17 protein-coding genes and 1 other RNA gene are annotated in these 21810 nt (G+C 39.0%); 10 read left to right on the forward strand and 8 right to left on the reverse strand.

Annotated elements, in window-relative coordinates:
- Positions 1-176 precede the first annotated feature (176 nt).
- The 3 genes from ggt to ACPF64_RS08700 all read left to right on the forward strand — a co-directional run bounded on the left by ggt (position 177) and on the right by ACPF64_RS08700 (position 3890).
- A complete protein-coding gene (gene ggt, locus ACPF64_RS08690; protein WP_426456011.1) occupies positions 177-2162 on the forward strand; it encodes a gamma-glutamyltransferase in 1986 nt (661 codons plus the stop codon).
- Between the two features lie 160 nt (positions 2163-2322).
- Positions 2323-2681, forward strand: a transfer-messenger RNA (tmRNA) gene (gene ssrA, locus ACPF64_RS08695).
- 231 nt (positions 2682-2912) lie between these two features.
- Positions 2913-3890 carry a hypothetical protein gene (locus ACPF64_RS08700; RefSeq protein WP_426456012.1) on the forward strand — a complete coding sequence of 326 codons (978 nt, stop codon included), beginning with the start codon at positions 2913-2915 and terminating at the stop codon, positions 3888-3890.
- A gap of 252 nt (positions 3891-4142) precedes the next feature.
- Here the strand turns inward: ACPF64_RS08700 and ACPF64_RS08705 are convergent, their stop codons facing one another.
- Positions 4143-4643, reverse strand: a complete 501-nt coding sequence (locus ACPF64_RS08705) for a YfbU family protein (RefSeq protein ID WP_426456013.1) — start codon at positions 4641-4643, stop codon at positions 4143-4145.
- A 334-nt stretch (positions 4644-4977) separates the two neighbouring features.
- Here ACPF64_RS08705 and ACPF64_RS08710 point away from each other — a divergent pair, with 334 nt between their 5' ends.
- Positions 4978-5760, forward strand: a complete 783-nt coding sequence (locus ACPF64_RS08710; protein WP_426456014.1) for a hypothetical protein — start codon at positions 4978-4980, stop codon at positions 5758-5760.
- A gap of 165 nt (positions 5761-5925) precedes the next feature.
- On the opposite strand, the gene ACPF64_RS08715 is transcribed toward ACPF64_RS08710, so the two are convergent.
- From ACPF64_RS08715 to ACPF64_RS08740, 6 genes are all read right to left on the reverse strand, one after another.
- Positions 5926-6453: a hypothetical protein gene (locus tag ACPF64_RS08715; RefSeq protein ID WP_426456015.1), complete on the reverse strand. Its 528-nt coding sequence runs from the start codon at positions 6451-6453 to the stop codon at positions 5926-5928.
- Positions 6454-6494: 41 nt separating this feature from the next.
- Positions 6495-7346: a TIGR02391 family protein gene (locus ACPF64_RS08720; protein ID WP_426456016.1), complete on the reverse strand. Its 852-nt coding sequence runs from the start codon at positions 7344-7346 to the stop codon at positions 6495-6497.
- 226 nt (positions 7347-7572) lie between these two features.
- On the reverse strand, positions 7573-7857 hold the full coding sequence (locus ACPF64_RS08725; RefSeq protein WP_013198682.1) for a hypothetical protein: 285 nt from the start codon (positions 7855-7857) through the stop codon (positions 7573-7575).
- A 648-nt stretch (positions 7858-8505) separates the two neighbouring features.
- Positions 8506-9852, reverse strand: coding sequence for an OprD family outer membrane porin (locus ACPF64_RS08730; protein ID WP_426456017.1), 1347 nt, complete (start codon positions 9850-9852; stop codon positions 8506-8508).
- A 78-nt stretch (positions 9853-9930) separates the two neighbouring features.
- Entirely contained in the window at positions 9931-11316 is a 1386-nt protein-coding gene (locus ACPF64_RS08735) for an MFS transporter (protein WP_045434717.1), read from the reverse strand.
- Positions 11317-11488: 172 nt separating this feature from the next.
- Positions 11489-12433 carry a dihydrodipicolinate synthase family protein gene (locus ACPF64_RS08740; RefSeq protein WP_003653186.1) on the reverse strand — a complete coding sequence of 315 codons (945 nt, stop codon included), beginning with the start codon at positions 12431-12433 and terminating at the stop codon, positions 11489-11491.
- Between the two features lie 185 nt (positions 12434-12618).
- Here ACPF64_RS08740 and ACPF64_RS08745 point away from each other — a divergent pair, with 185 nt between their 5' ends.
- On the forward strand, positions 12619-13509 hold the full coding sequence (locus ACPF64_RS08745) for a LysR family transcriptional regulator (RefSeq protein WP_017391757.1): 891 nt from the start codon (positions 12619-12621) through the stop codon (positions 13507-13509).
- Positions 13510-13641: 132 nt separating this feature from the next.
- Here ACPF64_RS08745 and ACPF64_RS08750 read toward each other — a convergent pair whose 3' ends face one another.
- On the reverse strand, positions 13642-14244 hold the full coding sequence (locus ACPF64_RS08750; protein WP_426456018.1) for a TetR/AcrR family transcriptional regulator: 603 nt from the start codon (positions 14242-14244) through the stop codon (positions 13642-13644).
- Positions 14245-14341: 97 nt separating this feature from the next.
- On the opposite strand from ACPF64_RS08750, the gene ACPF64_RS08755 reads away from it, so the two are divergent.
- The 5 genes from ACPF64_RS08755 to ACPF64_RS08775 all read left to right on the forward strand — a co-directional run bounded on the left by ACPF64_RS08755 (position 14342) and on the right by ACPF64_RS08775 (position 21722).
- Positions 14342-15760: an efflux transporter outer membrane subunit gene (locus tag ACPF64_RS08755; RefSeq protein WP_426456019.1), complete on the forward strand. Its 1419-nt coding sequence runs from the start codon at positions 14342-14344 to the stop codon at positions 15758-15760.
- A gap of 11 nt (positions 15761-15771) precedes the next feature.
- Complete coding sequence (locus tag ACPF64_RS08760; RefSeq protein WP_426456020.1) at positions 15772-16926, forward strand: efflux RND transporter periplasmic adaptor subunit; 1155 nt, start codon at positions 15772-15774, stop codon at positions 16924-16926.
- On the forward strand, positions 16926-19958 hold the full coding sequence (locus ACPF64_RS08765) for an efflux RND transporter permease subunit (RefSeq protein WP_426456021.1): 3033 nt from the start codon (positions 16926-16928) through the stop codon (positions 19956-19958). The genes ACPF64_RS08760 and ACPF64_RS08765 overlap by 1 nt, the downstream gene beginning before the upstream one ends.
- A gap of 225 nt (positions 19959-20183) precedes the next feature.
- Positions 20184-20705 (forward strand): sigma-70 family RNA polymerase sigma factor, encoded by a 522-nt coding sequence (locus ACPF64_RS08770; protein ID WP_426456022.1) that lies wholly within the window; start codon positions 20184-20186, stop codon positions 20703-20705.
- Positions 20706-21722, forward strand: coding sequence for a FecR family protein (locus tag ACPF64_RS08775; protein WP_426456023.1), 1017 nt, complete (start codon positions 20706-20708; stop codon positions 21720-21722). It begins immediately after the preceding gene.
- The last annotated feature ends 88 nt before the right edge of the window (positions 21723-21810 follow it).

Here is a 21810-nt window from a genome sequence, read left to right on the forward strand (position 1 = left end):
AAGAGTGTGATATCAAGCAAGGAGGCATAAGACAGGGCACAGGATAAAACGCCCTTAAACATTCAATATTATAAAACCTTATTTTTATCAAAGATTAAAAAAATTTAATACCTGAAAACAAAGAAGCTTGCATGGCAATTGCATGGATAGGCAGGCGTATATATTGGAGTTATCACGTGAATAAAAGATATTCATTTTTGTTCAGTAGTTTATTAGCAGTCGGTTTATTACAAGGATGTGGAGATGACTCCTCGTCAGATCAGCCCAAGGATGATTCAAATACAAACCCGCCCAATTTAATTGTTGATAATGACCCGACCAGTTGTAGCAAACTGGCACAAGACGGATCAAGCGTGGTGGTCGGTTCAAACCAAAATGGTGACCCAGCAGCGCCTGAAGGTGCGTCGGGTTATAGGCTCGGTAACACGGTTAAATACGCAGATAAATATATGGTGGTGGCAAACACACCACTTGCGGTAAAAGCTGGTTGTGATGTTTTAAGAGCAGGTGGTAGTGCAGTCGATGCAGCCGTTGCGGTACAAGCAGTGTTGGGTTTGGTTGAACCGCAGTCGAGCACGATTGCTGGTAGTGGTTTTATGATGTATTACGATGCCAAAACCAAAAAAGTCACTGCTTATGATGGCCGTGAAACAGCACCTGCCGCAGCCAACGAATATTATTTAATTCGCCAAGATATATATGACCCAAATTCACCAGCTCCTGTACCAAGTGCCCGCCGTAGTGGTCGCTCGATTGGTGTGCCTGGTGTGATGCGTTTGCTTGAACAAGCGCAACAGGAACATGGCAAACTCAAATGGAACCAGCTTTTTGGTGAAGCGATTGGTTTAGCTGACAACGGTTTCCGCATTCCGGGCCGTTTGGCAGATGCGATTGCAAGCAATGCAAATAATTTAGCGCTTGATGCAAATGCAATGGCAATCTATTTCTACCCAGATGGATCACCTCGTAAAGTGGGTGAAACTATGACCAACAAAGCCTATGCAAAAACCCTAGAAGCACTTGCTTCACAAGGGGCAAATGCATTGCACACGGGTCCGATTGCTCAAGCCATTGTGGCAAAAGCAGGCCAAACATTAGGGGATGACCCAGCACGAACTCCAATTACCCCAAGTTTGATGACCTTGCAGGATTTATCGAACTATCAGGTTAAAAAACGCGACCCGATTTGTACGACGTACCGTGACCGTTACTATGTGTGTACCATGCCACCTCCATCTTCGGGAGGAATTGCGGTTGCGCAAACGCTGGGTATTTTAGAAAACTTTGATATGTCGCTCTATCCACCTAAAAACCCTGAAAATGAAGGTGGTGTACCTGATGTAATGGGTGTGCATTTAGTGGCTGAGGCAGAGCGTTTGGCCTATGCCGACCGCGATAAATATGTGGCAGACACTGACTTTGTCGCTTTACCAGCACAGGGTGTTGCAAGCTTTATTGATAAAAATTACTTAAAACAACGTGCAGCACTGATTAACCCGAACCAAAGTATGGGCGTTGCGCCAGCGGGTAATTTCAATCCAGCTTCGGGTGTCGATACGACTGTTGAACATGGCACAACTCAGTTCACGATTGTAGATGCCTATGGCAATGTGGTTTCAATGACATCGACTGTTGAATCGAGCATGGGTTCATTCCACATGGTGGATGGTTTCTTGCTGTCAAATCAGTTAACTGACTTTAGCGCGAACCCACTTGATAGCACTGGGGCACTGGTTGCTAACCGTGTGGAAGGTGGCAAACGCCCACGTAGTACCATGGCGCCAACTTTAGTGTTTAAAGGCACCACGCCAGATGAGTTTTATATGGCAACAGGTTCACCAGGTGGCGGCACAATCATTCAATATGTGGTTAAAACTTTGGTAGGGGCGCTGGACTGGAACTTAAATGCGCAGCAAGCCACCTCGCTTGTAAACTTTGGAGCGACCAATAGTAAAAACACCAATGTAGATAGCTCGAATGTACAGCTTTCTTTGCTTGATTTGATTGAAGGCTTAAAAGCAAAAGGGCATGGCGTTGCCAACACTGCGCAAACCAGCGGTATTTCTACGATTATGAAAGTAAACATTAATAATCAAAGTAAATACGCAGGTGGGGTAGACCCACGCCGTGAAGGTATTGTGTTAGGCAATGGTGCTTTATAGACCACACTTTAAAAAAAGCTGTCATGTTTGGCAGCTTTTTTATGTGGCCCTTGAAAAAAACAAAAGGCTCTCCATTATGTAAATATGTTCATCAGTAGCGGACTGTTGATAAAATGCACAGTATTTTATTTTAGTTATGCTATGATGCTCATACATTCATGGGGATGTTATTGGCTTCGACGCTGGTGATGAAACTCATAGATGCATGCCGAGAGCGCATTTTCTCTCGTAAATCAAATTTGCATATTTTAGTCGCAAACGACGAAACTTACGCTCTAGCTGCCTAAGGGCAGTTTGTCCGCTTCCTAGAATACTTGTGGTTTAGGAACCCGACCGTAGCGCACGCACACAAGTCCGTATAGAGTCAAGCCTCGGGGCTTTATACCAAACTTAGAGGATCGCAACTTGTACCCTGTTCGTCGGGTCACAAGGTGTTAAAACAATAGACGATATCTAAGCATGTAGTATTCTCGAGCGTAATGCTGGCGGACGCGGGTTCAACTCCCGCCATCTCCACCAAAATTCGTGAAAAGCCCTGAAACGAAAGTTTCGGGGTTTTTCTTTTTAAGATTCAAATTATTAAATCATTTGGGCGATGTTTAAAACTAAGCGTATAAAAGTTTATAGGGTACCTTGGTTGCATAGAGGCTAAGGGATTAGATCGCGTTGAGATGATGTATAAAAATTGATTAAATTGATACATTAGATACTTTCAAATCTTATAAATAGTAATAAAAAAAGGGCCAAGGTATGTCAGAGCAAAAATCACAAATAATCTTTGATTATTTAATTAGTGCTTCAGAATTTATCTATAGTTTTATTGAACTACATCAAGAGTACTTAGAAAATCATCATAAAGGTGTATTAGAAAAACTTCAAAAACTTGGGAGTGACTTAGACTATTTCATACGTAAATCAGATGAAAAAGATAAGGAGTATCTTAGTCATCATGGGATATACATTCCATTACTCACAAGATCAATTAATTTAGATGGATTTTATGATGTCCTTAATGATGATCAGATTTCAATTGAGAGTAAGATTAATACGCTTCTCGATTTTATAGAGGAAACAAATGGAATATATCAGGAAGCTAATCAATATATAACTATCTACAAAAATGTTGATGAAAGAAATCAGATAGTTATATCTCAAATGATTGGTGATTTAGATGAAAAAATCAAAGGTGTTGACTCTGCAATACAAGCTTTGAATTTTAAGGAAACTGATAAAATATATTTGGATCTTAGTGAGAAATATGGCAAAGAGTATTTTTATAATAATGTATATTTTTTTTCAGTTTTGGCTTTAGCAATTATATTTACAATCAATAGTAGTTCCAAGATGGATTTGGATTTAGCAACTAAAAATACTATTTATATGTTTATAGTAATAAAAATTTTAACAATTTCATTAACGATTACTTTATGTAGCATATTCTTGAGAAGAGCCTCGCATGCAAAAAAACTAAAAGATCAGGCTTATCAAACACATGTTGAAATTACAGCTTTTCCAATACATGTACGTTCTTTGGAAAAAGCGGATAAAGACGAATTAATTAAAGAGTTGGCACTAAAGTATTTTGGAAAAGAGCTTGACCAAACTCAGAATGATAAAATAGGAAATTTGATGAAAGATCAGCTCACTGCTGGTAATGAGTTAATTAAGGCAAGTGCTGAAATAGTTAAAAATGTAAATTCACTTAGAGCAAATGTAGATAAGACCTAAAGTTGATTAATAGCTCTTAATAACGAGATTTTTAAATAATCTGGGCACTGGCTTGAAGCAGCACTGATAACAACTAAAGTGATAATTTCATTAAGAATACTTAGCTGTTTACCTTTTGAATATAGATTTATTTTGTTATTAAATTTTGCTCTGATTTCTATTGCTTATACTATATTAATTATGATTTTTCTTTGTAATCTAAATATTTCATTTATTTGTTTGATGAAATATTTAGATTACGCCTTTGATGGGTTAAGCTGCTAAAATTTCAATAATTATATCTTTATTTATTGATTCAAAATTTGGATTATTATATTTTTTCCATATTTTTAATTGTTGTTCATATTGATAAATATTACCTGTGTGACTATTGAAATCATTATCTCCTTTATTATCTTTTAATTCTTTATATCTATTTAAAAAAATTAAAAGGAACTCAGTGTAATCCCAATATTGAAATTCTGTAGTGCCATCAAAACCTTCAAATACCATTTGCTCTAATAGGTCAGGGTAGTTATTTTTACGAGCAAATGTATGCATTGAACGATACATATTTAATACTTCATGAACAAAGGTAGATATTTCTTCTGGTACTTCCTTTGAAAGGGTTTCAAAAATTTCATCATAAAAATTTGTAAATCCATTTCTTAATACTTCTATATGTTGTTTGTAGATAGAATCAGGTGAAATGTGATCTAAAATTTTAAATTGATTGATTAATGAAATTCTTTGATAGTTGCTTAATGATTTCATGTTTTTCCAGAAGGTGATTTACTAGAATTAGCATAACAAAATTATTAATTTATGGTACTGTAGATTGATACGCAGGCGACATTATTTGTCGCTTTTGTACAAGATAGGCAAAAGTTTAGATTAACGAAGTTTATTATTTTATGTCTTTTCTGATAAATTATTTGAAAATGATTTATTATGGAAAGTCAAAAATAGTATTGCTAATGTTGAGTGCTGTTTTAAATTTTTCTTATTAAATTATATAGCTTTGTAATATTTTTAGCTTGAATTCTGAGCGATATAACAATAATATCAAAATATTAGAATAATTTTTTTATCTTTTGGAAAGGTAGATATGGAATCAAAATTTGATGTGTTAAAGAAGCAATTAAAAGAATTGATTAGACAAGGAGATTTACTTTACTATTCCATGGTAGATGATCAAAATAAATTGCCTAATGAAATAAAAAAAATGTTTGAAGAAAAAGGAATAGAGTTACCTAATTTTAAAAATGAATATGATTCTTGGTACACAGAAGCACTTTTGGTTATTAAGCAAATTATTCCTGATCGTTTAAATGATTTCATAAAACAGTATAAAGATGAAAAAAGAAAAGAGGTTGATTATTTAACTTATGGAATATCAGATTATTTACTAGGGTTACAAACTTCTAGAGCTGGTAGAGTTGTTGTTGATCAAAATGCCGCATTTACTAAAATGCAAAATCAAAATTCTATTTTAGCTTCTGTTGAAAAGAGGTTTAGCAGTTCTTTATTTGATCTACAGGAAGTTATCCAAGCAGATCTTTATGATTCAGAACTTCATGCAGCAAAAGATTTAGCTAAAAAAGGTTTTACAAGAGGAGCTGGTGCAATCGCGGGAGTAGTTTTAGAAAAACATTTAGGTCATGTTTGCGACTTACATGGACTAAGTGCACGTAAGAAGCACCCTTCAATTTCAGATTATTATCAAATACTCAAAGAAAATGATATTATTGATACAATTAAATGGCGTTTTATTCAACGGCTAGGTGATATTAGAAATTTATGTGATCATAATAAAGAAAGAGAGCCAACTAAAGACGAAGTAATAGAGTTAGTTGAAGGCGTAGAAAAAGTGATAAAAACGGTATATTAAGATTAATTAATTTTATAGGATTTAAAAATTTACCAAAGGAATATATTGCTAGTATATCTTTGTCCTTTTAAAGTTTTTAAAAATTATAATTAAAAGACAATGAAAAATTATTTATTAGGCAATATATTCCACTTACATAAATTTATAAAATAAATAAAAATATTTTTACTTAGTAGCAACTAGATAGTAAAGCATACTACCCATTCCATTTTTTCCTTTACTGAGGACTTTAAACTTACCTGTCAAATGACCAGTTTCTGTATTCCATTGTACGTATGGAGCACATTTATCAATAGTCGTCTCTGCATTCGGGTTGTTAATCTTGTCGCATTCTATGTAAGCGTCATATTTCACTTTACCAATAGGAGCTATATCAAATGTTGGACTCACTGAGCGGTAACCATAAGTAATAAAATCAAAATCATCTGGATCTTGTATGAGTAAATCTAGTTGAACAATTTTGTTGTGATTTTTCTTAAGGAATTTAGCAAAGTTCACATCTTTTTTAGGTATTCCTTTATAGCTGGGAATAGGGGTCGCATAGAGATTAAAGCCCACTGACATGAGTATACTAATAAGGAGAAGTTTTGTGAGGTTAATAATTTTCATGGGCAATTCCTGAGGTATTTTTCTTAATAGCAGAACTTTATAGGTGAATTTAGTAAGTACTAAAACTAATAATATACTGCGCATTACAATAAAGTAAGTAAGAGCTCTGCTGAGCTCTTTTTTATTTAATTAGATATGGGCTCTTCAAGAGTGGATCTTTCAATTGCTTCAGCTTCTAATAAGTACAATTCGTTAATTAAAAGAAACTCTCTAAACATTTGGATATAGTTTCCGTTTGATTCTCGATGTGCTCGTGCATTTCTAAAAGCTTGATAAGTACCAATGAATATATTTGCTCGACCAATATTTTCGCCATTATTTGGAACATTCCACGTAAGGAACGAGCTCGGAATATTGAAAGCTTTAGACATTAAACTATTACTATGTTCATTGAGCCCTGTTCGTGTCCGAACTATATCTTCCAGACGTTTATAAGCTTTTAGAAGAGCTGAATCAGGATCGTGCTTAAAAAGCAGAGCAAGGTCAAAAATTCTATCATCTAAAATTGAATAAGGTAGTTCCAGAGGATAGTAGCGTTTAGATTTATGAGTTTCAGAAACTTCTTTTGTAAAAGGATGGATATAATCGTGTAGTCTGATTGGGCGGATAATTTCTTTTTTTAATAGAAGTTCAATCTCTGAGTCATTCAAAGTTGAATTATTTGCCCTTCTTAAAATTTTTGAACTTACCAATATTTCTTCAGTTTCTATTTGATGTCTTTTTAATAATGTTAGTGCAGTTGCTAAGCCTCTAGGGCCTTCACCTATATATCCAGAGGTAAAACCTGAGCGTATTACATAAAAGCTCTCATTTTCGTCTTTAATAATAAAGGCATGGGTCTGCTCATTGGTAAGAAGCAAAGCATAGGTTAAATCTGAATGAGTTTGAATTAAATTACAAAGACTCATTAGACAGGTTTGAGTTATTCCCTGATTTCCCCAATACTCTACGTGATAATAATTTTCAGTTTTAAACATTTGAATAATTAGTAGTTGTTAAATGTAGAATGAATAATGAAATATAATTTATTAAAAATCTATAGCTTATGGAAATATGAGTTCACTGTAATTTTTTAATCTTAATTTATTTGGAACGATCACATTCCCCCCAAGGCCCCCATGCCACAACAGAACTTTAATTTTTTGCGCTGATTTAAAGTAATCTACCATTGCGACACAGAGATAAGGGAGCTAAGCCAAAAGCTTAGCCCATGTCGTTTTTATCGCACCGCCGCATCACACTAAAAAAAGTAGGGGCAAAGTCCTGTGGGAGAGCAGGACTTTGCAAACTGACATGTTCTAGACGTTGCATAAGCTTATGCGAATACACTTGTTCAAGCCGTTGGTAAATACAGTCGCAACTGGCTTGGGTGTGCCCACCAGACAGGCAAATTTCTTCAAAATCCTGCTGAGTGTGAATGTCGCAACCAGAAACACCGTAATCGCCTATTAAAAGGCTTAAAGCCAAAATAGGTTTATAAAGTTTCATATTATTCTCGTGATAATTTTCACTAAGTTATTAATAAAAAATAAGCCGCTTATATTTAAAGTATTAAAATCATTTAAAAAGGGAATAGTTAACCCGCCTGTAATACAGGGAAATAAAATGATTAAAATTTTAAAATAAAATTATTTATAAATTTAAAATATTTTAGGTGAGAGAAAGCCTAAATTTTAAATAAATAAAATTACGAGAGAGGATAGGGGATTAATATAAAAAATGTCATGGTCAACTCCTAGAATTTATGGAGCTCTACCACCAAAGATCACCGTCAATTGATTATGGTGGTAGAACGGAAGAGGGTTGACAGACTGGGTATACAAACCAGCACGCGCAAGCGCGTCCCCCTCCCGTCCTACCGCAACGGTAAGGGGGAGGTGCAAGTTGCGCACAAGTCTCATACTCAGGGAGTATTTATACCTGATACGCTGTATACTCGGTCTGTCAAAACCGACTGGCAATGTAGGCCAGCGAGACCATAATAATCATAAGTTTTTAACAGGTCAATTCAATTTAAATAAAATATTATTAAAAATTAAAATATAAATTTATATTTTAATTAAACTCAAAAGTTTATCTATTTAAAGCCGTAAATTAATAAATATAATAAAGTTAAACTAAACGTTTAACCTGCACTTAAAATGTATAACGGTAATTAATAAATACACGGTGCTGGTCCCAATCTTTACGGGTCATTCCATTTATTTTTTCACCTAGGTTTGCATTTTCAAACTTTGATTCATAATGCAAAAATGAATAACGCACATCTAAGTTTTTTACCCACGGCAAGGCATAACTTACCGTAAAGTCAAAGTAACGCTCTTTACCTTCAATATCACTGCTGATGTTACTTTGGTGCGCGCCAAAACCATAAATATACTTCGCTTCAGTTTTTAAGCCTTTCACATAGTCTTTCCAGTTATATTTCAACCGAAGGGCAACGGCGGTTTCATCGTTATTGGTAAAGTCAGGGCCAATGGTCGCAGAGGTCGGAAACGGGTTGGTGCCGTGGTCTTGCGTTAAAACCGAGTTGCGGTCGGAGTGCACGGCAAAGTTATCTTCAATCCAAAAACCATCAAACTTTGAAACGGCAATGCCACCTTCGAGGTTATTTTTGGCTACATTTACATCGACAAAATAACCATTCCCACGGTTGTTAATGTCTTGGCCTTTGACACAGTCCAGCTCGGTTTCGGCACCGCATTTAAACAGCTTGCCATCATCACGCGAGAAAAAAGCACCTGTGTTGAATGTCCACACCAAGCCATGCAAGGGCAACTTATATTGAGCAATCGCCCCGTACTTTTTTAAATAATCTTTGCTATTTAAATATTCAGCATTAAAGCTCCAGTTTTTGTATTGGTACTTGGCACCAAGCAAACCGACATAATCAATGCGTTCGTCATTTTCAGTCACCAGTTTTTCAAAACTATCCATGCTGCGTGGTTTCCAGCGGTCATAGTAAGCCATGTAAGTCTGTAGCTGATCATTCAGTTGAAACTGACCACTCGCACCCGAAAAAGTGTCTGGCACTGCGCGGTTATTAGTGCTTTTAAGTAAAAGATAATCTTGCAACTGACGGCCTAATTTAATTTCGCCTTTATCGCCTAATTTTGCTTTGATGTAGAGCTGCCCTAAAGTTGCAAAGTTTTGATCGAGCTTGCCATTATTTTCGACTTCTAAAAGCTGTGCGCTGGGTTTGCCAGAGTCAAATAACTTGGTGACTGCATAGAGTGAACCATCTACCCCAAGCCAGTCCCAAAGGTAAAGTGATTGATAATTTAACTCAAGGCCTAAAGCGCTTTGTTCATATTCACTCGATGAAGGTGAAGGGTTGGTAAGCGTGGGGTGGGCAGTGCCTTCATCGTTCCAGTAACGGGTGTTAAGTTTTAATTCTAACTTGCCAAATTCTTGAGGAAGCTCTGCATATGCATTGCTCACACTGCCTAAACCAATACAGCCCCATAGCAAATATTTATTCATTTTAAATTCCTTTTTTAAGCATGAATAAGCCCTTTGCCTAACGCTGAGGTTAGGCAAGCTTTTTATGAAATGGATGAATTACGGAGAGAGTTTTTCGAGCACTTGGCCTTTGGTTTCAATGGCAAACAAGAAGGTCACTAGGCCACCAATGAGTGCCACAACGGCAAGCACACTAAACACATATTGAATGCCGTAACCACCAACTACGAGGCCAACCATCACAGGCCCAATCGCAGAGCCGGCACGTAACCAAGCGGTACTAAAACCGATGCCCATCGCACGTAGACGAGTTGGGTAAAGTTCGGCAGCGTAAAGGTATAAAGAGAATGAAATGGTCTGCAAAATGGCATAGCTCAGTGTTGCTAAAATCACCACTTCCATCGCCGATTTTGCACCTAAAATCGATAGGCTCATGAGTGGAATGATTGCCAAGAAAAATGCTGCACTGTACCAAGGACGGCGGCCGACTTTATCAATCATTAACGCACAGATAATAGAGGCAATCACACCCACGCCCGAAGTAATCCAGCCATAACCTAAACTGGTTTGTAGCGACAGACCAAAGTGTTGTTTGTAGAGAGATGGCAGCCAAGTCACCATGGCATTATTAATCATATAGACGCAGAACCACATGCCCCACAGGGTAAAGGTACGTTTGCGGTAAATGCCTTGGAACAGCTCACGCCAGTCAGTTTTTGCCATGGCTTGCGGGTTAATGTCTTTAACCACAGGTTCAGGCAAAGTTTTACCACTTTTAATGGCACCGTCTTCAAAACTTTTGACAACTTTATCGGCTTCTTTAAAACGGCCTTTTGAGGCAAGCCAACGTGGTGACTCAGGCAAGAAAAACCGTAAAGGAATGACCAGTAAAGATGGAACGAGGCCCACAATAAACATGACTTTCCAGCCGTAAATTGGCATCAGGAAAAACGCTGCCATGCCTGCAAACATCAGACCCATCGGGAATAAAACTTCATAGAGCAAGAAAAACTTACCGCGCTTTTCTGCACCAATAAACTCGTTAATATAGGCACTGGCAACAGGTACTTCGCCACCTGTTCCTATACCTTGTAAGAAACGGAAAATTAACAGAGACATTCCGCTCCACGCAAACAGACAAGAAATGTCCATTGCCACAAACAGTAAAATGGTAAAAGACAGTACTTTTAAACGACCAACTTTTTCGGCAAGAGAACCAAAAAAGATCGCACCGACCAGTTGACCGACATAGCCCGCGGCAATGATCGCACCGACATAGGCAGGGGTCAGGTGCCATTCGGTAATGAGTTGGGGTAAAGCAAAGGCAATCGCAAGAACAGTATAAGCGTCAAAAAAGGTCGCTATACCAATGGTAATTCGCATAAATTGCAAACGTCCGGTGACGGGTAGCCGTTCGAGTCTTGCAATAATTTCCGCATTTTTTTGATGATGACTAATTGGTTCTACATCCGCTAGATTTGTCATCTTCTATCTCCTTATGACTACATTCCTCGTAGTTTTTTTGTTCTATTTCGCACTACCTGTTCACCACAGTTTGCATGCTTTTTATTATTATTTTTAAGTGACATGCCCGATGTTTGGCCTCAGGCAGCGTACAGGAAAAAAAGGCTAGCGTACATGCTAGCCCGAATAGAATTTAAGCAACGGCTTGGGTTAAATCGACCTTGCCAATTCCGGCTTGACGCATCGCATCATGAATTTCTTGCTCAGCACCATCTGCGAGTGGAAGCAGTGGTGAACGCACAGTGGCATGGTCCAAAATTCCGCGAGCAACCAATGCATGTTTAAGCGCTACCGTGCCTTCCATATGTGAACCGCGGTGATAGACATTGCGAGTCACTGGTAAAAGTTGGTCGTGAAGTGCACGTGCTTTGGCATAATCTTTGGCTTTACCAGCCTTAATCATTTCAATTAAAAGTTCAGGGGCAATGTTGCCGTAGCCAACCAAAGCGCCGTCTACATCAAACATGGTGTGAAGCAAATATTCATCGTGGCACGTCAAAATCTGTAAGTCTGGACGTTCACGGCGAATAATTGGAATTTCGACATCCCAACGGCGCATGTTACGCACGCCATTTTTCATGGCAAACACACCCGGCTGTGCAGAAATATCGAGTAGAGTTTCTAGGTCGTAAGTGGCCTTCGTTGCATCTGGATATTGGAATAAAATTGATGGTAAACCACTTTCTTCATAAATTGCTTTATAGCGGTCTTGCGGTGCGCCTTTTTGATAGCCAAAACGCAACCAGCCATGTGAAGGGTAGATTAAACCTGCCGAAGCACCCGCGCTCACTGCACGTTTTGCTTCTTCTGCTGCAACCGAAGTACCTTCGAGTGTAATACCTGCAATTACCGGAATTTTGTCATCTACCGATTTAACAAAGCTTTCGATGACCTGCATTTGTTCTTTTTGCGATAAGAATGTTCCTTCACCTGCATGCCCAAGAACAACCAAGCCTTTCACACCATCAATACTGCCTAACCATGAACCTAAACGTTGAATTGCATCATGGTCTACTTGTCCGTCACGGGTAAAAGGAGTCACAGGTGCTGGGGTTAATCCACGTAAATCTAAACTCATAATCGTACTTCCTATACAGTGTAATTAAATATTCTCTGGTTCTTAATCTGACTTAAATCGTGTTGTAGAGAACATGATTGGAGTATAGAAATAGGTGAGCTATGTAGGAATTACCAATTCTTGAATTTCAGTTATACTGAAAATGTATAGCTCAAAAGCGCTAGTTTACGATTTAGGAAGAATCGATGAATTATGATTTATGGAAAATATTTTTAGACGCGGTGGAACTCGGTAGCTTAAGCAAAGTCGCAATGCTGCATAACACCAACCAACCGCAAATAAGTCGGCAAATGAACGAGCTTGAAGCCCAATGTGGTGGTCGTTTGTTTAACCGAACTGGGCGTGGTGTTGAGCTTACCGATTTAGGCCAGCATTTACTTCCTAAAATTCGTTCATGGCTGAACGTCACCGACCAACTCAATAATGAAATTTTGCACTCGACCGATACACCGATCGGGACGGTTCGTATTGCCAGTTTGCCGTCTACTGCACATCCGTTGTTATCGACCTTATATAAAGTGCTTCAACAAAAATATCCCTTAATTAAACTGTCGGTGCGTGAAGGGCAAGGGGTGCATTTAGAAAAATGGCTCGAAGATGGTAGCGTCGATTTAGCGATACTCTATCGGTTTAATCCGACGCCTAAACACGGTGATGTCTATCTTACCGAAGCCGATACCTATTTGGTGAGCTGTGAAGGAGATGTGCTCACTCAGGCAAATGAAGTCGAATTTAAAGCAATAAATCAGTTACCGCTGGTCACGTTTTGCAGGCCAAGTAACTGGCGCAATTTTTTAGACCACATGGCTTATGAAAATGGGGTAGAGCTTAATATTGTGTTTGAAGCTGACTCGATTAGTTTGCAAACCCATTTGGTTTCCGAATCTGGCATTTACACCATGCTTGGGCCACAGGCTTTAAAAAAGGCCAGCCAATACACCTCAATTCAAGCGGCAAAAATTATGAGTCCCGAGCTAAAGCGCTATATTTCTTTGTCTATTTCTAAGCATGGCTATTTAACGCCTGCTTGTAAGGCAGTGATGGAAGAAATTAAAAATCTGGCTCATTTGCTTTAAGCGGGTAATGATTTAGGTTTGAAAAATTAAAGTATATTGATAAATCTACAATTTTTTAAGTCATTGAAAAAGTGTTATAGCGAACTTCTTGGAGTGTAAGAAGTTCTACTAAATCATTGTTAAAGTAATGTGTTATTTATAAATTTTGAAGAAAGTTTCTATTGCCCGTTCACTTGCTGCCTTAATCCATTCTTCTGTTAAAGGAATGTCTAAACCAAAATATAAAATATCGGCAAATTCAGCTTCTACTAAAGCTCTAAAGTGACATTCTGCTATTTCTGCATTTGCTTGTTTTAAATAGCCATCATCCATCGCTTTTTGCAAAATAGAGGCCATAAAAGCCTTGGCCCCTTGAGGTCCTCGTTCATAGAATTTTTTTCCTAAATTATTCTGTCGACCGTCTGCGATCAATAACCTTCTAATGGCTAAGCCATTCGTAGAATAGGCTGAACGAATCATGTTAGAAGCCAAAATAGTGAGATGATTTTTTAAATTATCGGGATTTTGCTCAAGTTTTAGCATTTCATCATTAAAATTGGCTTCTGCTTCACGTAGAAGTGTTTCAATAAATAATTCTGCTTTTGACGCAAAGTGACTATATAGCGTTGCTTTAGAAACCTGAGCTACATCTCGTATGGCATCCATGGTGGAGCTTTCATACCCATTTAATTGGAAAACTTGACTAGCGGCATCAAGGATGATGTTACGGGTTGCTTCACTCTTTACTTTTGCCATTAAGTTTTTTTCCTATAAAGCCAAGGGGGCTATTGTAAGTTTGACAATCAAATTTCGTCAAACTAAACTAAACCGTCTAGTTTAGTTATCTTTCTGCATGAACCGCCAAATTTATTCATTGCTGTTGTATTCATCCATTCCTTTTATATTTTCTGGCTGTATGCACTATTCGTCTTATCAGCCTCCCAAATCTCAGACTACAAGTGTCTGGTCACAAAACACCCCTAACTCAAATCATAAAGTTGATGACCTGACACAGTGGTGGTCGCAGTTTAATGATCCGGTTTTAGGGCAATTGATTGAAACAGCACAAGACAATAGTCCTAATTTGCTTAAAGCATGGGCCAAAATTGAACAGGCAAGGGCAACATTAACCACATCAAAGGCCAGTTTATTTCCTTCTTTGACTGGCAGTGCCTCCGCCAAAAGAGCGAAAGATGGCCAAGTCTCTAATCAGGGAACGGGCAGTTTAGATGCTTCATGGGAAATTGATTTATTTGGCAAGATTCGAAAACAGAATGAAGCCGCTCAGTCTCGTATCGAAGCCCGACAAGATGATTGGCATGATGCCCGCATTTCGCTTGCAGCAGAAGTGGCAGATGACTACGTGCAATATCGGTCCTGTGAATTATTGGTTGCGGTTTATCAGAATGAACTGCAATCGATGCAAAAAACTGAACAAGCAAATTCTCAAATGGTCAAAGCAGGGTTTACTGCACCCATGGATGGCGCTTTATCGCGTGCCAATCTTGCGAGTACCCAGATGAATCTTCTTAACCAAAAGAAGCAATGTGATTTATTGGTAAAAACTCTGGTACAGGTCACGGGCATGCAAGAAACCGCATTACGCCCGTTACTCAATAGTGGAAAGTCGAAAAGCTTACCAAAGCCAGCTTTATTTAATGTTTCAGATGTTCCCGCACAGATGTTGCAACATCGCCCTGATATTGCCGCATTAGAACGTGAGGTTTATGCCACTTATGCAGAGATTGGCTCTGCTCAAGCTGATCGTTATCCGAGCCTTTCATTAACAGGGGTAATCAGCACAGTTTTAACGGGCGGAACATCGGCAGCTTCATGGTCATTTGGACCCGCTCTATCTTTACCCATTTTTGATGCAGGTCAGAAAAAAGCTGCGGTAGAAAGTGCCAAAGCCACCTATGTATCTGCAATTGCAGATTATCAATCTGGGGTGAGATCGGCAGTGAGTGAGGTTGAGCAAGCCTTAGTACAGCTAAATTCGATTGCTGCCCAAGAGCAGGCATCAGAAAACTCTGTTCGAGAGTATGAAAATTACTTTAATGCGCTGCAATTAAGTTGGAAAGCGGGCAATACCAATTTACTGGATTTGGAGTCGGCAAGACGTTCCTCACTTTCAGCACAAATGAGTCAAATTGAATTGCAAACCAGCCGCGTACAGCAATGGATTGCTTTGTACAAGGCAATGGGGGGCGGCTGGCAAAAAAATGCCGTCGTCACTCAACCCGAGACAAGTTTGAAAGACATTAATTTTTAAGGATTAGCATCATGAACAAAGCGATACGACTGAAAAAATGGACGATAATCGTCATTGTGATTATGTTGATTGCAGTCGCAATATTTTTGCTATTCATTAAAAAACCAACACAAAATAAAAATAATGATTCTGTCCAGAGTGAGCAAAGTGTTTTATCCGTACAGGTGGTTTCTCCAAAAACTCAAATTTGGGAAAACACCATTAGTGCGACTGGCCCCATTGCGGCTTGGCAGGAAATAATCGTTAGCCCCGAGATTAGTGGATATAAAATTGCACAGCTCTATGTTGATGTGGGTGATCATGTAAAGAAAGGTCAGCTTTTGCTTAAACTGGCAGATGATAGTTTAAATGCCGATTTGCGTAAGCAACAAGCCAATCTTCGTCAAAATCAGGTCAGCCTGCAACAAGCAGTATCGAATTTGAAGCGCGCTAAAATTATTGGAGCGGGAGGCGCGTTATCTGATCAACAATTAGAAGAATATCGTATTAATGTAGAGTCAGCTCAAGCGAGTGTCGCTTCTGCACAAGCAGACGTAGACAGTACTCAATTAAAACGATCGCAAACCAAGATTTACGCCATAGATAATGGTGTGGTTTCTTCAAAGTCTGCCGTATTGGGGAATGTCGTCAGCTCGGGAACTGAGCTGTACCGTATGATTCGTCAGGGACGTCTGGAGTGGCGCCCTGAAGTGGATGCCAAGCAAATTGATTCAATTCAAATTGGTCAGAAAGTGAATCTTTCTTTATCCAATGGTCAGCAATTAAGTGGTGTGGTTCGAAGCATAGGTCCAGCTTTATCGAACAGCACTGGACGTTCTAGTCTCTATGTCAGTCTAAATTCTGGAAATGCGCATGTTGGTATGTTTGCTAATGGCAAAATTAGTGTAGGAAAAAGTGAGGCAAATACTATTCCTCAATCTGCACTCGTAATGCGAGATGGGCGCTCATATATTTATCTGGTTGGTCAGGACCAACGGGTTAAAAGTGTAGTTGTAGAAACAGGACGACGTGTGGGGCAGGATGTTGAAATTCTATCAGCGCTGGCAAGCAATGCACACATCGTAGAGAAGGGCGGCGCATTTTTATCAGAAGGAGTCAAAGTTAAGATTTTGTCTTCTGAAAAGTCTGTTGAACATGGGTCCCAACCACAAGTAGGAGCGCCATAATGAACGTTTCTGCTTGGTCAATTAAAAATCCAGTTCCCGCTATTTTACTCTTTTTCTTTTTAACGGTATTGGGTCTATTCGGCTTCTATCATCTGGGAGTACAAGATACGCCAGATATGGATTTACCGACCATTCAGATTTCAGCCAGTTTAGAGGGCGCGGCACCAGAACAACTGGAAACTGAAGTGGCCAGAAAAATTGAAGATAAATTAACATCTTTAACCAAACTGGATCACATCACGACCATGATTTCGGATGGTCAGGCAACGATTTCGGTGAGTTTTGAGCTGGAAAAAGATGGTGAAGAGGCGCTTTCGGAAGTTCGTAATGCTGTAGATAGTGTACGCGCAGAATTGCCTAGCAGCATGAATGATCCCACAATTTCCAAAGTAAATATCTCAAATTCAGCCTTACTCACCTATACCATTGAATCTGATAGTTACGATGCCAAAGATTTATCTTGGTTTGTTGATAATGATGTGACCAAAGCACTCATGGCTGTTAAAGGTGTAAATACCATTAGCCGTGTTGGAGGACTTGACCGTGAAGTACAGATTGAGCTTGACCCTAGCCTGATGGCAGGAATGGGAGTCATGCCTTCTGATGTATCGACTCAACTCAAAGCAATGCAACAAGATGCATCTGGTGGTCAGGGACGTATTGGTGGAGAGCGCCAGTCGGTTAGAACTTTGGCAACGGTTAACCATGTTGCAGATGTGGGGGCAATTAGCATCCCATTGTCCAATGGAAGTTATGTCAGACTCGATGAAATTGCGACGATTAAAGACAGTTATTCAGATCTGACCTCAAGAGCTTATCAAAATGGTAAAGCTACGGTTGGCTTCCAGATTAAACGATCTAAAGGTTTTTCTGATGTGAGTGTGGTTGATGGGGCAAGAGCTGCCATTAGCAAATTTCAAAAAGAACACCCTGAAGTAAAGATTAAAGCAGCAAGTAATACGGTTGACCCGATTAAAGATAATTATCAGGGTTCAATGGACATGCTTTATGAAGGCGCATTTCTTGCAATTGTGGTGGTTTGGCTATTTTTAAAAAACTGGCGAACAACGTTAATTTCTGCGGTTGCTTTACCTTTATCGATTATTCCTGCCTTTGGGGTCATGTATTTACTAGATTATTCCTTAAACATGATTACCTTATTGGCATTATCTCTTGTGGTCGGCATTTTAGTAGATGATGCGATTGTGGAGGTTGAAAATGTTGAAAGGCATTTGCGGCAAGGTAAAACTCCCTATGACGCGGCAATGGAAGCCACAGATGAAATTGGGTTAGCGGTTATTGCTACAACTTTGACCTTAGTGGCAATTTTCTTACCTACAGCATTTATGGGCGGGATATCAGGTTTGTTTTTTAAACAATTTGGTATTACTGCATCGGTCGCCATTTTAGCTTCACTATTAGTTGCTCGTTTACTTACCCCAATGATGGCAGCTTATCTTTTAAAGCCTCCTCGTGAACAGAATCAAGACGAAGAAAAAGATGGACGAATTATGTCCACCTATAAATCACTCGTTCATTGGACCTTAGGGCACCGTAAGACAACCATGTTACTGGCGACAGGCTTCTTTTTATTGACTGTAGTTGTGGGTTTACAAAATTCTGTTTCTTTTCTGCCTGCCCAAGACAAATCGCAATCTAGTGTCAAATTGGAATTACAGCCTGGTTCAACCTTGAATGAAACCAATGCTGCTGCACAACAGGCCGATGTGATTATTCGAAAGTTGCCGGAAGTCAAAGATGTATTTATGTCAGTCGGCGGTGATGATGTCACTAGTGCAACTTTAACAGTAGATTTGGTCGCGCGTGATGAGCGAGAGCTTAAGCAGGTGGCTGTAGAGCAGAAAATTCGGGAAAAGTTAAAAGCACTTTCAGGAGTACGAGTGACTGTAGGGGGCGGTAATAGTGGTGAAAAACTCGAATTAACATTAGCCAGTGATAACCCTGATTTATTAACACAGACTGCTCACAATGTGGAAAATCAGTTAAGAACATTAAAGGGAATTGGCAACGTCAGTTCGGATGCTGCAATTGAGCAGCCTGAAATTCAGATTCATCCTGATAAAGCCTTAGCCGCTTCATTTGGCGTAACCTCAGAAGCCTTGGCAGATACCATACGCTATGCAACCTATGGGGGATATTCATCAGGTTTACCTAAACTGAATTTGTCCCAGCGTCAGGTTGCCATGCGAGTACGTATGAATCCTGAGCTACGTCATGATCTGGATAGCATTGCGAACTTACGAGTCAAAGGAACAAATGGAACTGTGGCATTAGGTAGCGTTGCAAAAATTGATATTGCCAGTGGTCCTTCACAGATTAACCGTATTGATCGCTTGCGTAATATTACTTTATCCGTAGAGCTCAATGGTCTGGCAACAGGTGAAGTGCAAAATGAGGCAATGAAACTGTCTTCACTTAAGACTTTACCGCAAGGGGTAAAATTGGTTGAGCAAGGTGAAACGCAACGTATGAGTGAAATGCTGCAAGGTTTTGGTCTTGCTTTCTTTATCGGAATTGTTTGTGTGTATGCTGTTCTGGTGTTGTTATTTCATGACTTCATGCAACCCGTTACGATTCTTTCAGCGTTGCCTTTAGCGTTAGGTGGTGCATTTGTTTCACTCTACATTTTTGGTTTGCCTTATTCTATGCCTGTTGTCATTGGTATTTTAATGCTAATGGGAATTGTGACCAAAAACTCAATTTTGTTAGTGGATTACGCCATTATTGCCCGACGGGAAAAGAATTGTTCTCGTTTTGAAGCAGTCATGGATGCTTGTTCTAAACGTGCTCGTCCAATCATTATGACAACTTTAGCCATGGGGATGGGAATGATGCCTAATGCTTTAGGGTTAGGTGCTGAACCAAGTTTTAGACAACCAACGGCTATTGTGGTGATTGGTGGCTTGTTAACATCGACTGTATTAAGTCTATTGGTTGTACCTGTGGTCTTTACCTACATTGATGATTTATTGATGTGGTTTAGAAGAAAAATTGTAGCCTTAAAAAATTAACTATTAATGCTTAATCTCTATTAAATCTTTTTCAAACTTTTGTTAAAGGTTTAGTAGAGAATGAATCATTACAAGCTATATATGAAAAAGAGGTTACTTTAGGACTATATGGGCAATTAATTCAATTTATTAAACAGTGATTTAAGTTTTACTTGAATTATTGCTTGACTTGTTTAAATGATAATTATTATCATTTGTGGGTTCCTTGTTTTGAGTCCATGTGCTGTGAACAAAACTTCTTTGCTTGTAGATCAGTTATATAGAAGTCACCAAAGCTGGCTTCACCAATGGTTGAGACAAAAATTAGGTAATACTGATCAGGCCGCAGATCTGGTTCAGGACACATTTATTAAACTGCTACAAACGCGAGACGAGCTATTCGGCATTAAGGAACCGCGTGCCTATTTAACCTCGATTGCTAAAAACCTGCTGATTGACCAAGTGCGCCGTAAACGCATTGAACAGGCCTATTTAGATGGCTTGAGTCAAATGGAATATATGCTTGAAGCGGTGGCTTCACCCGAAGACCAAATACAAATTATTCAAGCAATTAACCAGCTTTGCAAAGCACTCGAAGGGGTTTCTGAAAAAGCACAGCAAGCTTTTATTTTGCATTACCTCGAAGGCTATACCCATAAAGAAATTGCCGAGCGTTTAAATGTGTCGACCAAAATGATTCAAAAATATTTGGCGAGCTGTTTAATTCAATGCTACCAAAACCGACAAGACATGGACGCTTGCATTTAAATGGCCATGGATAAAAGCAAACATCACCAACTGGTTGAAGAAGCCGCGCATTGGATTGTTCAACTGAGTTCGGATGATGAAAGCTCACGAAAAACCGCCAAACAAAAATTTGAAGAGTGGAAAAAAACCAGTGAGCAACACCACCAAGTGGCTGCCGATATTGAACAGTGCATTGGTTCGATTCAAAAACTTTCCCAAACCAGTGGACATAAAAAAGTTACCAAAGTTGCCCTTAAGGCTGGCCTAAGCTCAGGCAAAGCCTACAAGCATTTACGGGCAGGAACAGCTTTTGCTATCGTTTTTGTTGCCATGAGTGGGGCGTTATTTTATTTAACCGATACTACAGTGGCCTATGTTACTGCTGATATTCAAGGGCAAACGGGGCAGTGGACTACACAAACTTTGCCAGACGGCTCACGTTTAATTTTGCGTGGTAAAAGCGCGGTCAATCTTGATTTTAAAACCAACCAGCGAGTGGTTGAGTTGGTGCAAGGTCAAATTTATGTCGATGTTGCCAAAGATAAGACCAGACCGTTTTTGGTCAAAACCAGCCATGGACAAATTCAGGCACTCGGCACAGCTTTTAGTGTCCGTTATGACCCTTCGGCAACTGAACTCAAAATGTTACACTCAAAGGTAAAAGTAGAAGCTACACAGGTTAAAAAGACCCAATTGCTTACTACTCGTGAGGCTATTGTCGAGGCGGGGCAAGCCATTAAAATGGACCAAAACGGTGTGCAAAAACTTCCTGCACTCAATATTTATAACGAACAACAAAAATGGCAAAAGCATCAGCTTATGGTAGAAAACCTGCCGCTGAATCAAGTGCTACAAGAGCTAGAACGTAATTACAAAGGCAAAATTATTTTTAATGATGCGGCATTGCAACATGTACGGGTCAATGCGGTATTGCCTTTAGACCAAACCACAGAATCGCTTAAGCTTTTGGCTACGGTTTTTCCAGACCTGAAAATTAAGCAAATCACGCCGTTTGTAGTGATGGTTTCTTTAAAATAATAAAAAATTAAATTTATTTTCAATTTTAGGTTCCACTTTTTTGAAAGTCGTTCGTCATAGTAAGTAGAAGCAATAAATATGGATCATT

It is taken from the genome of Acinetobacter sp. KB005 (assembly GCF_049949095.1).
Classification (GTDB): Bacteria; Pseudomonadota; Gammaproteobacteria; order Pseudomonadales; family Moraxellaceae; genus Acinetobacter; species Acinetobacter calcoaceticus.

Bases quoted from the DNA above. Each gene is read 5' to 3' on its own strand.
- ACPF64_RS08700 (WP_426456012.1), top strand. From the start codon at position 2,913: ATGTCAGAGCAAAAATCACAAATAATCTTTGATTATTTAATTAGTGCT.
- ACPF64_RS08705 (WP_426456013.1), bottom strand. From the start codon at position 4,643: ATGAAATCATTAAGCAACTATCAAAGAATTTCATTAATCAATCAATTT.
- ACPF64_RS08710 (WP_426456014.1), top strand. From the start codon at position 4,978: ATGGAATCAAAATTTGATGTGTTAAAGAAGCAATTAAAAGAATTGATT.
- ACPF64_RS08715 (WP_426456015.1), bottom strand. From the start codon at position 6,453: ATGCGCAGTATATTATTAGTTTTAGTACTTACTAAATTCACCTATAAA.
- ACPF64_RS08720 (WP_426456016.1), bottom strand. From the start codon at position 7,346: ATGTTTAAAACTGAAAATTATTATCACGTAGAGTATTGGGGAAATCAG.
- ACPF64_RS08725 (WP_013198682.1), bottom strand. From the start codon at position 7,857: ATGAAACTTTATAAACCTATTTTGGCTTTAAGCCTTTTAATAGGCGAT.
- ACPF64_RS08730 (WP_426456017.1), bottom strand. From the start codon at position 9,852: ATGAATAAATATTTGCTATGGGGCTGTATTGGTTTAGGCAGTGTGAGC.
- ACPF64_RS08735 (WP_045434717.1), bottom strand. From the start codon at position 11,316: ATGACAAATCTAGCGGATGTAGAACCAATTAGTCATCATCAAAAAAAT.
- ACPF64_RS08740 (WP_003653186.1), bottom strand. From the start codon at position 12,433: ATGAGTTTAGATTTACGTGGATTAACCCCAGCACCTGTGACTCCTTTT.
- ACPF64_RS08745 (WP_017391757.1), top strand. From the start codon at position 12,619: ATGAATTATGATTTATGGAAAATATTTTTAGACGCGGTGGAACTCGGT.
- ACPF64_RS08750 (WP_426456018.1), bottom strand. From the start codon at position 14,244: ATGGCAAAAGTAAAGAGTGAAGCAACCCGTAACATCATCCTTGATGCC.
- ACPF64_RS08755 (WP_426456019.1), top strand. From the start codon at position 14,342: ATGAACCGCCAAATTTATTCATTGCTGTTGTATTCATCCATTCCTTTT.
- ACPF64_RS08760 (WP_426456020.1), top strand. From the start codon at position 15,772: ATGAACAAAGCGATACGACTGAAAAAATGGACGATAATCGTCATTGTG.
- ACPF64_RS08765 (WP_426456021.1), top strand. From the start codon at position 16,926: ATGAACGTTTCTGCTTGGTCAATTAAAAATCCAGTTCCCGCTATTTTA.
- ACPF64_RS08775 (WP_426456023.1), top strand. From the start codon at position 20,706: ATGGCCATGGATAAAAGCAAACATCACCAACTGGTTGAAGAAGCCGCG.